Here is a 16,070-nt window from a genome sequence, read left to right on the forward strand (position 1 = left end):
ATAGTTCATATCCCACATGCCGATGCTGATCGGGGTGACCACGCCTTGCAGCGCGAAGGTGTCCGCAACCGTTACATCCATATAACCCAGCTTTTCGAACACCACATCATAGGTGCCCTGGTCTACAAAGAGGCTGTATTCACCATCCTCATTGGTTGTGGTCTGGAAGATTGAACCCGCTGTTACGGTAACACCATTAAGAGGCTGGTTGTCATCCATGTCATAAACCGTACCGGCAAACTGGGCTGGTACATAGACATGCATCGTGTTGTTGATGATGAGTTCTCCTTCATCCCGGTCGTTGCTGTTCAACAGAAGTTCCTCCAGATAGGTGCCAACTTCGAACCCGGTTGCATCATAGGTAATGGCAATCTGTTGCGAGCTTCCGGAGGCAACAGTGCCAAAGTTCGGCTCCACAGCGACAATAAATCCGGATTGGACATCAAGGGTATAATCTTCACATTCGCCATAGAATGAGGTGCCGCAGGGAGTTGGTGTTTCTGCATAGACAATACGAATTCTTATCCGTGTCGGTCCGCCTTCTGCATCGTCAGGAACCAAAATATTAGCCGTGTAAGGTCCCACACCCGGGCTGCCACTGACGGTGATGTTGCCATCATTTGTGAAATCCTCATCCAGGTTCCAGTCAACCCAGATTCCGCACTGGTCTGCCGTCCAGATCGGGTTACCGTTGGTAATGGTGATCGGGTAAGTTCCCCCTGTTTCTACTTCTGTAGACTGGGAAGTGTAATTCCCATAGCCGGTGCAACCGGATGAATTGTTAATGGTACCGATTACCACCTTGGAGATATACTCATCGCAACCACCGCTGGCGGCGCAGTAAGCCCTGGTGTCATCGGTATTGTTTGCCATGAAATCCGGGAACTCATAATACAGAGTTCCAATACCGGTATTGTAAATAGTGGTGTAGACAGTAACCTGGTGATCCACCCATACCCAACCTTCAAGCGACATCGGGTTGACTAAGATTTCCGGGTCTGGCCATTCAACACATTCCGGTCCGGCAGGTGAAGTCTGACCTTCATCATAAACCGCCTGTACGGTATAGCAATATTCGCCAAAGTCCGGGAGTATATCAGTAAAATAGGTGTTTGTGGTAGTCCCGATGATTTGACCATCGCGTTTGACCATGAAGAACTGGAAAGCATCGCCGTTCCATTCCCAGGTCAGTCCGACTTCACCGGTAATATCGTTGATGAGTGTAACTTCCAGGTTTTCAGGAGCTACCAGTTCAGCGCCCATGATGATCATGGTCACAGGAACGGTAATTTCGCCAACGAAAGGTGTGGAGGTGAAAACGACATCGGCCGTATAAACTTCTCCAGGGGCTGTACCAGCAGCATCCAGGTGGGTAGGAATATTGTCAACGCCACCGAATGCAGGCACATTGCCCTCATAATAATCCATCGTCAGCCAGCTTCCGGCTCCACCGCCGCCACCAAGGCACATCGCAAGTCTTTCGGGCAGGGGATTAGAATTCTGATAAGCCGGGAAACCTGCTCCGGCCTGCGTGTTATTCCAGTAAAATGTTGGTGAAGCCTGGAACTGTACAGCAAGCCAACCAGCTGGCAAATCTGTCGGAGGTATTTCAGCTGTAAATATACCGATCTGGTAGCTTCCAAGCAATAATTGACCGGTGTTAACCCCAACTAATGGGATAGTCACGGTAGTCACCACTGCTCCAGGCATAGAGCCCGGCTGGCAAAGTTCTATCAGGAAATTTCCGGGTGTTGTTGGCAGTGTATAGCCGGCAAATACACCCCAGAATGTAACAGCGGAAATGGCTCCTTCAACACCGGAGTAACTCTGGTAACATTTATATCCGGCGCCCAGTGTGCTTGTGTAAGCATTTGTAGAACTGACCGGTGGTATGCTAAAGAGACTGCCTTCAGGGCAAATCATCAGGTCCCTTGAACCATTTTCAATCACGGTGCCATATCCGGTGGATGCAGCCCCATTTGGTTCAACTTGCTCTGTCTGATACCCCGGAGGGTTGATGATATAATTACCCCCAGAATTATCCGTTTCCGGGTAATTGATCACAGCTTCCCATCCCAGCGGGCCGTTGCCGTTGTTCAGCACGTTCAGCGAGGTGGTGAAGTATTCGCCCGGGTTGAGGGTTTCCTCAATAAGGAGCGGGTTGATTATCATATTCGGCTGGGTAAGCGTGAAATTATGCGGGACCGTATCGCCAGCTAAAACAGCAACGACATCGATAGCCGTATTGTATCCTGTTTTGGTGCAGGCAATAGTTGTACTTCCGCCATTTACATCTTCTAGCAGGTAATAGCCATTGGGTCCGGAAGTGGTTGTCGGGCCGTTTTCCACAATGATGGTTGCACCGGAAACAGCCAGGCCGTCATAGTTAAAGACATAGCCATCCACGGCACCCGTCATCGGGCAGCTTCCATAAAGCTGGCCGGGCATAATGTTCGGCGGGCCGTTCGGATAGGATCCTGTCGAATACCAAACCTGGCTGCCTTCACTATTATAAATATAATAATAATTCTCCTCGGGCCATGATCCAGCGGTATAGACCGTGGTGATCATTCCACCTGTTGGCACATTAAAGTAATAGGTAACCGGGCCATAACTGGGATAGGGAAGGTTGTTGGTGATATTGTCAAGAACAACAGTCCCATTAACCAGTACGTCTAAGGAACCGCCGTTCCAGCCGTCACCAAACCAGTCAAGCAGATTGATCTGGTAATCGCAGGTAGGTACCGGGCCGGAAGTTCCTTCCAGGCGAAACATGAAATCTGCATTAGGATATCCCAATGCAGCCATCGTGGTCCAGTTAACCGGACCGCCAAAACCGCCACCGGGATTGCGCCAGCATGATTGTGAATTGTAGATAGAACTTGTCATAGTCCAGAACCATTGCCCGTAAGTGACATAAGGAGCAGCATCCTGGACGGAAATCCAGTAATGTCCTGGTGCGAGTGGCAGACCTCCGGGAATGGGGATTGTCAGGACTCCGCTTGCGTTAGTGCATGTCAACCCCATTAAGGAATTGGTTGCAGTAGCGGCCGGAATACCACCGGCATCCGCATAAATGAGGACATTGGCCACAGTAGCCGTGAGGCTTCCAGTGCCCGTGACGGTCACTGTCTGAATGATCCAAAGCAAGCCTGCCGGAACATAGAAGTCATCAGCGCCCTGACAGTCATAGGCGTTATAAGCAGGTTCAAAATCCTGCGAAGCCCGACCGGATCCGGCGGAGTTCGTTTGCTGGTAGAGTACTGCTCTTGATTCAGGGAGTACCGGTGTTTTGCCGCCGCTGGATGAAACCCGTAGCTGCGCGAGCATGACAGTAGATGATAATACAATTACCATCATTGTCAAAAGATACTTGGTAAAGTTTCTCATGGTAATGAAATTAAGTTAATTAATTAATTGTTTGTCGGTTGTTCTGATTTAATGTTCTGGTTATCAATTTGGTTGATGATATATTCGACTAGTATTGGTTTAAGGTGGTTTTGCTTTATTATTGACTTAATCAGAAAAAATCACCCCAAAGGTAAACATTTTTTAAGAAATCAATAAAAAATTCCTTAAAAAACTGGTTTCTTGTCAAATGTAGAGATAAAAAACAATCTATATTAAAATCTGAAAGTCTTTTTTCAACCGGGACCCTAAATTTATATTCATTTTACAAAAGCTTGACCTTAGGGCTAAGCAGAAAAGACTATGTCTGTTTTTACCCTTAATTGTTAATAACTCAAAATCAGCCGGAATAAAGCGTGTTTCTTTTTATAATTTTGTCCATGCGTGATTATAATGGAAAACCGAAGCACTAATTCCCGGAATCTTCTTATAGCCTATGGAATACTTGCCAGCCTGGCTCTTATTTGGGGCAGCTCTTTTATTCTGATCAAAAGAGGGCTGGAATTCTATTCCAGCGCTGAAGTCGGGGCTTTGAGAGTTTCCATCACGTTCCTGGTCCTGAGTCCTTTTGCTCTTTCAAGGCTCAGGAAATTAAGCTTTCAGGAATGGAAGTACTTAGCCATCGTGGGATTAATCGGGAGCGGTTTCCCCGCATTTCTTTTTGCAAAGGCCCAGACCGGCATTGACAGCTCCCTTGCCGGCATCCTGAATTCATTGACCCCATTATTCACCATGGTTATCGGTCTAAGCTTTTTTTCGCTGAAGATCAAGTGGTTTAATATGGCAGGGGTCCTGATCGGGCTTGCAGGTGCCATAGGCCTGATCAGCATCAGCGGCGGCAGAAGCTTTGAGTTCAATATTCAATATGCTATTTATATCATTATTGCAACCGTTTGTTATGCCACTAACGTAAACCTGGTCAAATACAAGCTCCGGGATGTTGATGCCCTTACTATAACCGCTTTATCTTTCTTTATCATCGGGATGCCTGTTTTGCTCTACCTTTTGATCTTTACAGAGTTTATCCCTCAGATATCGACAGAACCAGCGGCACTGAAAGCGCTGGGTTATATCGGCATCCTCGCTGTCGTTGGTACCGCCCTTGCGCTGATTGCGTTCAACAAGCTTGTTAAATTGGCCAGCCCGGTTTTCGCCGCATCGGTCACTTACCTCATCCCTGTGGTTGCCGTATCCTGGGGGTCTATGGATGGTGAAAAAATGACCCCTGTATCTTTTTTATGGATGGCGGTAATTCTTCTGGGAATATTCCTGGTGAATAAGAAAAAGATTGTATCTCATTAATTTTTTATCTTATTTACGTTGTTGATTGAAAAATATTTGTACTTTTGCGCTTCCAAAATTTGACCGATCGATAAACAAATCCGTAATGTACGCAATAGTTGATATAGCAGGACAGCAATTCAAGGTGGAGAAAGGCCAGGAGCTCTTTGTACATCGTCTTGAAGGAGAAAAAGGCGCAAAGTTAGACTTTGACAAAGTGATGCTCATTGACCATGAGGGGAAGACTACAGTTGGGACTCCTGTCATTAAAGGCGCCCATGTTGAGGGGACTATTCTTGAGCATTTGCGGGGAGACAAACTCTTCGTATTCAAGAAAAAACGCCGAAAGGGTTATAAAAAGTTCAACGGTCACCGTCAGTATTTAAGCCTGTTGAAGATAGAAGACATTGTGGAGAAGGTGTCGAAACCCAGGTCGAAGAAGGCTACTGCGGCATCCGTGGAAGAATCGGCTGCTCCTGAAGCAATCCAGAAAAACGATAATTTGATTTAATTTTGCATCACCTTAAATAACTCAGAGATATGGCTCACAAAAAAGGTGCAGGTAGTTCCTCCAACGGTCGCGAATCACACAGCAAGCGACTGGGAGTTAAGATTTACGGAGGCCAGTTTGCCCAGGCCGGCAATATTATTGTCCGGCAGCGCGGAACCCGCCACAATCCCGGCTTAAATGTAGGCATGGGCAAAGATCATACCCTTTTTGCCCTCATCGACGGCAGGGTGGAATTCCGGAAACGCAGAAACGACCGTTCATACGTTTCGGTTATCCCGGTTGAAATCATGGAAGTCGCTGAAATTGCAGCTAAATAAGATTTATCCAAAATCAATCCTCATATAGAGTGAAGACCCGGTGTGAAAATGCCGGGTTTTTTTATTCCACCGTTCCACCGTTCCACCGTTCCACTGTTCCAAAAACAGTACCTTTGCCATGCAAATTTCAAATTATGTTACAGATCGGTTTTATCAGGGATAATAAGGATGAAGTTATCCGCAGGCTTGCTATTAAGAACTTTAAGGCTGATGAAATTATAAGACAAATCGTCTCATTGGATGATAAAAGAAGGGAAACCCGGAAAAAGCTCGATGACGGCCTGGCAGAGGCAAACCTGGCAGCCAAAGAGATCGGGGGATTGTATCAGCAAGGGCTTGCGGCAGAAGCCAATACTTTAAAAGAGAAAACAGGAAATCTGAAGGTACTCACCCGGGATCTTGCGGTTCAGATGGATGAAATTACGGTTCAGCTTAACGAGTTGCTGGTGCAGTTGCCGAACCTCCCCCACTCTTCCGTTCGGCCCGGTCATTCCGCTGCCGATAATGAAGTAGTATATGAATGGGGCCGTTTGCCTGAATTGGGAGAAGGAGCTAAACCTCACTGGGACCTGGCCGGTGAATACGACATCATTGATTTTGACCTTGGCAGCAAGGTGACTGGCGCCGGTTTTCCTTTTTATAAAGGTAAAGGTGCCAAATTGCAGCGCGCCCTGATCAATTTCTTCCTGGAAGAGGCCATTGGAGCTGGCTACACAGAATTCCAGCCGCCATTATTCGTCAATGAAGATTCCGCTTACGGTACCGGCCAGCTTCCTGACAAAGATGCGCAGATGTATGCGATCGGCCTTGATAAGCTTTATGCAATTCCTACGGCTGAAGTGCCTGTCACGAATATTTACCGGGATGTCATCCTGAAGCATTCTGAATTACCCATTAAAAACGTAGCCTATTCAAGTTGCTTTCGCCGCGAAGCCGGTTCATACGGGAAAGATGTAAGGGGATTAAACCGCCTACACCAGTTCGATAAGGTAGAAATTGTCCAGATCGCTCATCCTGATACTTCTTATGAAAGATTGGAAGAAATGCGGGGTCATGTAGCTTCCCTACTGCAAAAACTGGAATTGCCATTCAGAATTATCAGGCTCTGCGGAGGCGATATGAGTTTTACATCAGCATTGACCTATGATTTCGAGGTTTATTCAGGCGCCCAGAAAAGGTGGCTTGAAGTAAGCTCAGTATCTAATTTCGAAAACTTCCAGGCGAACCGGATGAAACTCCGCTATAAAGATGCAGAAGGCAAGATTCGCCTGGCCCATACACTAAACGGCAGCGCCCTGGCGTTACCCCGGGTAGTAGCAGCACTGCTGGAAAATAACCAGGTGGCCGGCGGTATAAAAATCCCCGCCGCCTTGACTAAATACACAGGATTTGAGCTTATTACGCGATAAAAGATTATCTGCATTAATCATTATAGCCTGGTTTGTCTTGTTTATGACAATCCCGGGGCTGAATGTTTATTCCCAGGTATTTCCGGAAGTCAATACCCCTGCTGCGCAGCAAAAGCAGCAGGAGCAGGAAAATAAAAAACTCGCTTTTCAATATTATGGTAACAAGGACTATGAAAAGGCACTGGAACTCTTTCGTGATCTCTATGACAAGCAACCCACCCATCATCATTATACTTATTATTTATTCTGCCTGACCGCGCTTGATAAATTCAGCGAGGCTGAAAAGCTGGTCAGAAGCAAGATTAAGGATGAGCCGGGATCTTACCGCTATGAGGTTGACCTGGGGTATATTTACCTGTTGACGGATAAACCTGAAAAAGCCACAAGGAGCTTTGATGACGTGATCGAAAGGATAAAACCTAACAAGGCGAATATCACAGAGATTGCAAATGCTTTTCTTACCCGGCAGTTATATGAATATGCCATTAAAACCTATTTGCGCGGGCGTGAGCTATTGCAATACTCAGTTCTATTTAACCAGGAACTGGCCCTGGTTTATGAGATGAGCGGAAATTACAACGCTATGATCGAAGAATACCTGGATATGCTTGAGCGTGATCCGTCGCAACTTGAAATGGTGCAAAACAGGTTTCAGAATATTTTAAATAAAGATATTGAAGATAAAATAAGCAATGCACTTAGGGAATCCTTGTTAAAAAGGAATCAACGCAGCCCTGAAAATCGTTATTACGGTGAAATGTTACTCTGGCTTTCGGTTCAGCGGAAAGATTTTGAATTCGCCCTTATCCAGGCAAAGTCTATGGATGTAAGGTTCAATGAGGGAGGCATGTTTGTTTTCAGCATTGCTAATCTCAGCCTGTCCAATAAAGATTATGCTGTCGCCATTGAGGCTTTTAATTATCTGCTTAAAAAGGGACCATCAAATCCCTATTATGCTGAAAGTCTGACAGGAACCCTTCAGACTAAATTCCTCAGGATCACGGAAGGCTACAATTACCAGATTAAAGAGCTTCAATCCCTGAAACAGGAATATATTACTGCCCTCGATGAACTAGGAAGGAATGCCCGGACGGTTGTACTGATGCGTGACCTTGCTCATCTGCAGGCTTTTTATCTCAACGAACTGGATGAGTCGGTACTGTTGCTTGAAGAGGCAATTAATATTAATGGTGCGCCTGAAAAAGTCAAAGCCGTGATCAAACTCGAACTTGGGGACATTTATTTATTCGTGGGAAAGATTTGGGAAGCTTCGCTTCTTTATTCGCAGGTTGAAAAAGCTTTCAAGAATGATCCCACCGGTCATGAAGCGAAATTCAGGAATGCGCGTCTGTCTTACTTCATTGGCGAATTTGACTGGGCCAAAGCACAATTGGATGTTTTAAAGGCAGCTACGTCCAAATTAATTGCCAACGATGCCATGGAACTTTCGCTGCTGATCAGCGACAATATGGACCCCGACAGCACATATACCGGGCTCTCGCTTTATTCACGAGCCGATCTGCTCATTTACCGGGGGCAGGACAGTTTGGCCATACTGACCCTTGACAGTATCCGGATGCTCGGACTTTATCATTCACTGGATGATGAAGTACTGTTTAGCAAAGCGGGGATTTATATCCGTAAAAAAGATTTCATAAGTGCAGATTCTGTCCTGGATAAAATCGTCAGGGATTACCAATATGATATCCTGGCCGACAATGCTTTGTTTAAAAGGGCCGGACTTCAGGCAGGTGTGCTGAACAACAAGGAAAAGGCCATGGAGCTTTATCAGCAGCTGATGCTGGATTATCCGGGGAGCCTTTTCACGACGGAAGCGCGTAAGCGTTTTCGCCAACTCCGTGGTGATTTTAACAATTAAGCCAATACCAGGTGAGTACCTTCATTAAACCAAAAAAACACTTAGGTCAGCATTTTCTTAAGGATGATAATATAGCCCGGAAAATAGTTGACAGTTTACAGTCGGCAGAAATATCAATACTTGAAATAGGACCCGGGATGGGGGTTCTGACAAAATTTTTGCTTGAACTTCCGGACAAAGAATGCTATTTCATGGATACCGACCGGGATTCCATCCAATACCTGAACGAAGCTTTCCCTGAACACACGGACAGGTTCATCCATGCTGATTTCTTAAAATTCGATCTTAATAAGCTCTTTTCGGGCAGGATTGCTATCATCGGAAATTTCCCTTATAACATTTCCAGCCAGATTTTATTTAAGGTACTGGATCACCGCCAACAGGTTACCCAAGTAGTTGGTATGATACAGAAAGAGGTAGCCGAGCGTTTGGCTGCCGGTCCCGGATCAAAGACATATGGTATCCTGAGTGTCCTGTTACAAGCTTATTACCGGATCGAATACCTGTTCACTGTCAATGAAACTGTTTTCATCCCACCTCCAAAGGTCAAATCGGCGGTTATCCGCTTGAGCAGGAATGACAGGGAGAAGCTGGACTGCGATGAGGTGCTGTTTTTCAAGGTGGTCAAAACGGCTTTTAACCAACGGAGAAAAACGCTCAGAAATTCCCTGAAGACTTTTTATATTGATTATGAAAGAGGGGAATTGGAGCATTTGGCCAGCAAGCGGGCGGAAGAGCTGGGTGTGGAGGATTTTGTAAGACTGACCCGGCTGGCGATTTAAGCTTTCCTGTTTTGTTGATTTACAATTTACAGTTTACAATCTAAGATCTTAGATCGGAATTTGAAAACTGTAAATCAATTTTTTCCCAAAGGCCGGGTATATTTTGCCATTTTTCCGGATAAATCATAAAAAATCATTATGGACAGAAAAGATCTCGAAGCGAGACTGATCGATTTTTCCATCAGAATAATTGACCTGTGCCAATGCTGTGAATTCAACGAGTTCACACATCATCTTTCAAAACAGATTGTTAGGTCGAGCAGTTCTTCAGCCTTAAACTATGGCGAAGCCCAAAGCGCGGAATCCAGAGCAGATTTTGCACATAAGCTGAGCCTTGTTCTCAAAGAATTGCGGGAAACAAACATCAACCTTATAATCATTGATAAATCAGGAATATGCCGGCAAAAAGAGTCGATCGCTGATCTGCTGAATGAAAGCAACGAACTTGTAGCAATTTTTCAGAAGTCGGTCACGACGCTGAATAAAGGACGGAAAAAGCAGCAATAATTTACAATTTACAGTTTGCAATCTAAGATCTTAGATCGGAATTTGTAAATTGTAAATCAGTGAAAAACCTCTTATCAGTCAGTGATTACCAGTTTTTTGGTCCCAAGTTCCTTTCTGTTATCAAATAACTTAAAAAGGAATACCCCACAGGGCAAGTTTGGCAAGTCAATTCTGACTGGGGCCAGATTGCAGGAAAAATTGCCAGAGGAGACTATCTTCCCATTCATGCTGAGGATTTGATAATACAACTCTTTATCAGCCAGTGAATAACTGACCCAAATCTGATCATGAGCAGGGTTTGGAAATATCGACCAGGCATAATCATTGACATTCAATCCTGACTGAATTCCCACCAGTTGGTCAACAGAAAACGTGTACATCGAACGGCCATAGGTGGCTGCTACAAGCGTTCTTGTCGGCTGATGGAAGTCCAGGTCAACGATGGGGACATTCGGCAGGTTATCACCCAGCATCGACCAGTTCTGGCCGAGGTTCCGGGTTACAAACACGCCAAAATCAGTTGCGAGGTAAAGTGTCGGATCAAGGGAAGGGTCAACGATGATATCATTTGCCGGGGCCTCTGGCAGGTCGCCGGTGATGTCCTGCCAATTCCCTCCACCGCCGGTACTGCGAAAAACATGCGGCAAGTAATTGTCATACCGGTATCCCGACAGGGTAATATAAACGGTCATTTCATCATAGGGATCGACTGCCACGCGGGTAACCCAGCGTAAAGGCAGGCCTGAGGAAATATTTATCCAATTACTTCCCCCGTCTATAGTCCGCCATACATTGCCATCATCGGTGCCAACATAAATGAACTGGCTGTTTGAAGGGGCAACCGCAATCGTGGTAATTGTACCATATACCACATTGCTGTTTACACCGCCGTTTGTAAGGTCGGGGCTTATAACCTGCCAGGTTTCCGCCCTGTTAGTCGTTTTATACAACCTGTTCGCTCCGAAATAAAGTATTTGCGGATTATTCGGATCGAAGACAAAAGGAGTATTCCAGTTTTTGCGGTCGGAACTGCTGATACCGTTCATAGCAGAATTAAAGCTCAGCCCGCCGTTTGTTGAGCGGGCAAAGTTACCGTATTGATATTCGGCATAGATATAGTTATTATCGGACGGGTCGACGAGAACGAAAAAGCCATCGCCCCAATAGATGCTTTGCCAGTCGCCTGTACCTCCGGAAAGGGTCCGGTTAGTGCCATTATCCTGTGTCCCGCCATAAAGCCTCTGGGGGTTTTGTTCATCGACCTCGCAAGTATAAAACTGGGTGATAGGAAGATTTTCCAGGAAGGTCCAGTCCGATCCGCCGTTATTTGACAGATAAATTCCTCCATCATTGCCAAGTACAACGAAATTGTGGTTCAGGGGATGGGCAACCAGGTCATGTTGATCGACGTGTACTGCGGATGAGATCATTGGCCAGCTATTTCCTCCATCGGTTGTTTTATAAAGATCAAACCCGATGGCGTAAGCGATATCAGGGTCGACCGGGTCGATGCTGATCCGGCCGAACCACCATCCATAAGATGAATACATATCGCCAAGGTCCCCGTCGTTGGTGCGGAACCATGTATCGCCCCCGTTGTCTGACCTGTAAACACCGGCGAAATAGCCGATATTATCGGCATATATTGCATAAAGGATATTCGGATCTGATTCCGAGATATCAATCCCTATCCTTCCATTTGCAGGTGATGAGAAAGGAAGGCCGGCGGTCAGCTCTGTCCAGGAATCCCCGCCGTCATAACTGCGATAAATACCGCACCCCGGGCCACCGTAATTTCTGCGGTCCGGCCTGCGTACCCTTTCCCAGAGGGAGGCATAAAGCGTATCCGGGTGGTTGGGATGCATTACAATATCTATGGCACCGACAGAATCATTAATATATAAAACATTATCCCAGTTTTCTCCTCCATCGATTGTACGGAATACGCCTCTTTCGGGGTTATCCGAAAAAAGCCGTCCCATGGCAGCAACAAAGCAAACCTGCGGGTCAGAAGGGTGAATGACCAACCGGCCGATACTGCCGGAATTCTCCAGGCCGAGGTTCTCCCAGGAGCTTCCGGCATCGTTGGATTTGTAAATCCCGAAACCGTCGTAAGCCATGGAACCACCGCCCGCGTTGGCTTCTCCGGTACCAACCCAGATGATGTCCGGGTTTGACGGGGCAATGGCTATATCCCCAATAGATATGCTGAGTTCGTCATCAAAAATGGGAACCCATGATTCGCCGGTATTTGTGGTTTTAAAAATTCCTCCGGAGGCTGCACCGGCGTAGATTGTCTGCATATCGGAAGGGTGCATGGCAACGGCAGAAATTCTTCCCCCGATATTTAACGGACCCTTGAACACCCAACCTTCGCCTCTTTCAACCCTTTCCTTCCTGATCTTTTGCGACTGCTCCCAGGCAAGCTGCCGTGCTTCATAATTAATCTCCGGGTACGGGAATGCCCTCTGAAGGAAGAACCATTCATTCGGGGTTTTCTTAACCTCAGTTTCTGCCTTCCTTCCATAATGAGTAAATAGGATCACAACCGAGATTATTGGCATGACAATGAAAAGAAAGAGGAGAATTTTTTTCATATTTTTTTATTTCACCGCTTCCATTCCGGAACGCGGCCTGGTGTCCATGGGGCGCCCAATTTATCCAGTTCGTCTTCCAGTGCTTTCAGGTCTGTTTCGGCAATTTCTTTCAACTGAACCAGGATCGGAGGAAACTCCTCTTCCAGCAATGCGTATTGGTCGCGCTGGGTTTGCGTGGGAGTGGAAGTATTCCCGCAGGAAGCTTCCATAATCGCGCCCAGCCGTGAATTAACAGAAGGAGGTGCCGGCAGGTTTTCCTCATCACTTGCTTTGGGAACCTGGCCATTCATAGCCCAGAGGATACTATCCAGCTTTTTCTCCACTTTTTCAGATTCACCCATTAAAGTAAAAGGAGCCCCGGGTGTATTCTGTATGGCCTGTTTCACATACTGGACCCGTTTCATCAGGTCTTTCGCATATTCATCAGCAGCATTCACGGCATTGATCAGAGCAGACACTTTATCCTGGAAGGCTATCAACTCCGCCCGGTCAGCCGGGGGAAGTGAGGTATTATTAAGCACTTTGGCTTCAAACTCAACCGGACCTGCAAGTTCCTTCACTTCTCCATGGAATACCATCGACATAGAAATTGTATATTTACCCGGCATTGCCAGGATACCTCCACTTCCGGCAGAATATGGATCAAATTTTTCTTTCTTCAGATCTATCCCGTAATTTTTCGCATAACGCAAATCCCAGGTAATCCGCGAAGTACCTTTGGAGGGGCTGGTTGAAAGCTTTCTGACAATATTTCCTTTCATATCTTTTATCGTGAAGATGAGATAAGGAGGGATTTCTTTCTCTTCAGCCTTTAACTCATCCATATTCGGGATAGGAATAGGTTCTTTTTCTTCGACGAGATCTTTTTCTTTTTCCTTTCTTAATTCCTTCAGTGTTTTGGGAACATCTTTAAGATAATAAGTAAAAGTAGCGCCGAATGCAGGATTAGGGGCATAGAAGAAATTTGACCCCTGGCCATAAAGGCCGCCATCCTGGGTGAACATGAGGGCATCTTTTACCGGGAAAATATGAGATTCTTTTTCCCTTGTTTCTGTCGACAGCTCGCGGAGAGGTGCATAATTATCAAGAATATAGAAGCCCCTGCCAAAGGTTGCCAGGACAAGGTCACATTCTTTTTCCTGAATAGCGATATCCGGCACTTTAACCGTCGGGATTCCAGATTTCAACTGTGTCCAAATTTTACCGCCATCAAGGCTGAAAAAAACGCCAAATTCAGTTCCTGCAAAAAGCAGGTTGGGATCAATAAAGTCCTGTGCAATGCTGAGGACGGTGTATTTTTCAGGAAGATTTCCGGCGATTGACACCCAGGTTTTGCCTTTGTCATTGCTTTTCAGAAGATAGGGTTTGGAGTCATCTCTCTGGATGTTGTCAAAGCTGGCATAGACGACATTTTCATCAAAGCGGTCGGGCATAATATCACTGACAAATGTATATTCGGGCACCCCAGGGAATCTGACTGTCTTAGACCAGTTCTGACCGGCATCTTCGGTAACCTGGATCACGCCATCGTCAGTACCGACATAAATAAGGTCAGCTTTAACAGGTGATTCAGCTAAGGAAACCCCTGTTCCGAATAACGAAGTAGAAACATCTTTTGCCACGGCATCCACACCCCAGTATCGGCCCATGACCGGCCAGGTATTGCGGTCGGTTTGTGTGGTGATGTCGCCGCTGATAACTTTCCATGACTGCCCGCGGTCGTCGCTACGGAAAACCTTATTGGCAGCCATATACAGCCTTGCAGGAGAATGCGGGCTCAGGATAAATGGTGCATTCCAGTTCCATTTGTAGGTTTCTTCTCCTTTAATTGGCTCAGGACGGATCTTTGTTCTTTCACCACTTTTCTTGTCATACCGGTAGATATTTCCATACTGATAGGCAGAATAGACGATATTCGGGTTGGTTGGCTCGATGGCCTGGAAGAAGCCGTCACCACCGAGCGTCACGATCCATTCGAAGCTCGAAACGCCATTATGGCAGGTATTCCTGCTAGGGCCGCCCAGGCTGCTGTTATCCTGAGTTCCTCCGTATACCCAGTAAAAAGGCTCGGTATTATCGACATTAACGCGATAGAACTGGGTAACCGGCAGGTTAGTCTTGAAATAATAATTCTTCCCGGCATCGAAAGTTTCATAGACTCCACCGTCGCCGCCAATCATGAAATGATCGGTATTATCGGGATCGATCCATAAGGCGTGATCATCGACATGCCGGTCATTATTACCGACAGAATACCAGGTTTTCCCACCATCGAGTGTAACCTGCGAAACTGTTTCCATAGAATAGACTTTATCCACATTCTTAGGATCGCAATAGATTTCATTATAATATTGGCCCTGGGCAGAATGGTCACTCATTTTCGACCATGATTCGCCGCAATCTGAGGACCTGAAGAATCCTCCCGATTCGCCTTCTGCTTCTATAATGGCATAAACCACATTTGGGTTTGCAGAAGAAATCGCGATACCGATCCCGCCCATATCGCCACCGGGCAAGCCTGAGGTGGTTTTATTCCATGTTTTCCCACCGTCGGTACTTTTATAGATTGCAGTTTCCGGCCCTCCGCCGATTTTTGTATAAATATGGCGGCGGCGCTGCTCAGAAGTGGCAAACATGATGTCAGCATCTTTCGGGTGGATGATCACGTTGTTTACACCGGTGTTTTCGCTGATAGCGAGTACTTTCTCCCAGCTTTTTCCACCATCATTGGTACGGTAAAGTCCGCGGTCGCCGCCCGGGCCCCAGACGGATCCTTCTGCAGCTACAAAAACCAGGTCGGTATTATCGGTGTGTATCGCGATCATACCGATCTGACGGGATTCTTTTAGTCCCATGTTTTTCCATGATTTACCCCCGTCGGTGCTTTTATATACGCCATCTCCGCAGCCGAGCGCACGCTGGTGGTTATTTTCGCCGGTACCGGCCCAGATCACGTTATGGTTTTTGGGGTCCATAGCCAGGCAGCCGATGGAATACGCGCCATAATCATCGAAAACAGGCTCGAAAGTATTGCCGTTATTGATGGTTTTCCAGATATGCCCGCTGGCAACGCCCACGTAATATTCGTTATGATTGCCAGGGTTTACAGCGAAGTCCGCGATCCGGCCCGAAGTAAGTGCGGGCCCGATACTCCGGAATTTCAGACCGCCGATGTCGCCGGATTTTATTGTATCACTGATGACATTTTCTTTTTCTTTTTTTTCTTTCTGGCCAAGGGCTGGAGTTAATGCCATTGTAAAGGCGAGTAGCAGAAACATTCCTCTCACGGGGTGAGGCAATAATCTTTTAAAAAGCATAATAATTGGCTTTTGGTTGATAAATATTTTTCAGGGGATGGTGGCTTCTCCTGAAGTTTCAA

General features: G+C 46.4%; 9 protein-coding genes and 1 pseudogene. 7 read left to right on the plus strand and 3 right to left on the minus strand.

The window, feature by feature from the left end:
* Positions 1–3,390 (minus strand): carboxypeptidase-like regulatory domain-containing protein (locus M0Q51_12545; GenBank protein MCK9400807.1); only part of this gene is annotated, 3,390 nt, incomplete at its 3' end.
* Between the two features lie 411 nt (positions 3,391–3,801).
* On the opposite strand from M0Q51_12545, the gene M0Q51_12550 reads away from it, so the two are divergent.
* The 7 genes and pseudogenes from M0Q51_12550 (at position 3,802) to M0Q51_12580 (ending at position 10,094) form a co-directional block, all read left to right on the plus strand.
* Positions 3,802–4,710: an EamA family transporter gene (locus M0Q51_12550; GenBank protein ID MCK9400808.1), complete on the plus strand. Its 909-nt coding sequence runs from the start codon at positions 3,802–3,804 to the stop codon at positions 4,708–4,710.
* A gap of 85 nt (positions 4,711–4,795) precedes the next feature.
* Positions 4,796–5,101, plus strand: a pseudogene (gene rplU / locus M0Q51_12555) (50S ribosomal protein L21).
* Between the two features lie 128 nt (positions 5,102–5,229).
* Positions 5,230–5,517 (plus strand): 50S ribosomal protein L27, encoded by a 288-nt coding sequence (gene rpmA, locus M0Q51_12560; GenBank protein ID MCK9400809.1) that lies wholly within the window; start codon positions 5,230–5,232, stop codon positions 5,515–5,517.
* A gap of 134 nt (positions 5,518–5,651) precedes the next feature.
* Entirely contained in the window at positions 5,652–6,926 is a 1,275-nt protein-coding gene (gene serS, locus M0Q51_12565; GenBank protein ID MCK9400810.1) for a serine--tRNA ligase, read from the plus strand.
* Entirely contained in the window at positions 6,907–8,805 is a 1,899-nt protein-coding gene (locus tag M0Q51_12570; protein MCK9400811.1) for a tetratricopeptide repeat protein, read from the plus strand. Before serS ends, M0Q51_12570 begins: the two co-directional genes overlap by 20 nt.
* An 11-nt stretch (positions 8,806–8,816) precedes the next feature.
* Positions 8,817–9,587, plus strand: coding sequence for a 16S rRNA (adenine(1518)-N(6)/adenine(1519)-N(6))-dimethyltransferase RsmA (gene rsmA / locus M0Q51_12575; protein ID MCK9400812.1), 771 nt, complete (start codon positions 8,817–8,819; stop codon positions 9,585–9,587).
* Positions 9,588–9,725: 138 nt separating this feature from the next.
* Positions 9,726–10,094 carry a four helix bundle protein gene (locus tag M0Q51_12580; protein ID MCK9400813.1) on the plus strand — a complete coding sequence of 123 codons (369 nt, stop codon included), beginning with the start codon at positions 9,726–9,728 and terminating at the stop codon, positions 10,092–10,094.
* A 74-nt stretch (positions 10,095–10,168) separates the two neighbouring features.
* Here M0Q51_12580 and M0Q51_12585 read toward each other — a convergent pair whose 3' ends face one another.
* Entirely contained in the window at positions 10,169–12,691 is a 2,523-nt protein-coding gene (locus M0Q51_12585) for a hypothetical protein (GenBank protein ID MCK9400814.1), read from the minus strand.
* 11 nt (positions 12,692–12,702) lie between these two features.
* Positions 12,703–16,008, minus strand: a complete 3,306-nt coding sequence (locus M0Q51_12590; protein MCK9400815.1) for a hypothetical protein — start codon at positions 16,006–16,008, stop codon at positions 12,703–12,705.
* Positions 16,009–16,070: the final 62 nt, after the last annotated feature.

Source organism: Bacteroidales bacterium (assembly GCA_023229505.1).
GTDB lineage: Bacteria > Bacteroidota > Bacteroidia > Bacteroidales > JAGOPY01 > JAGOPY01.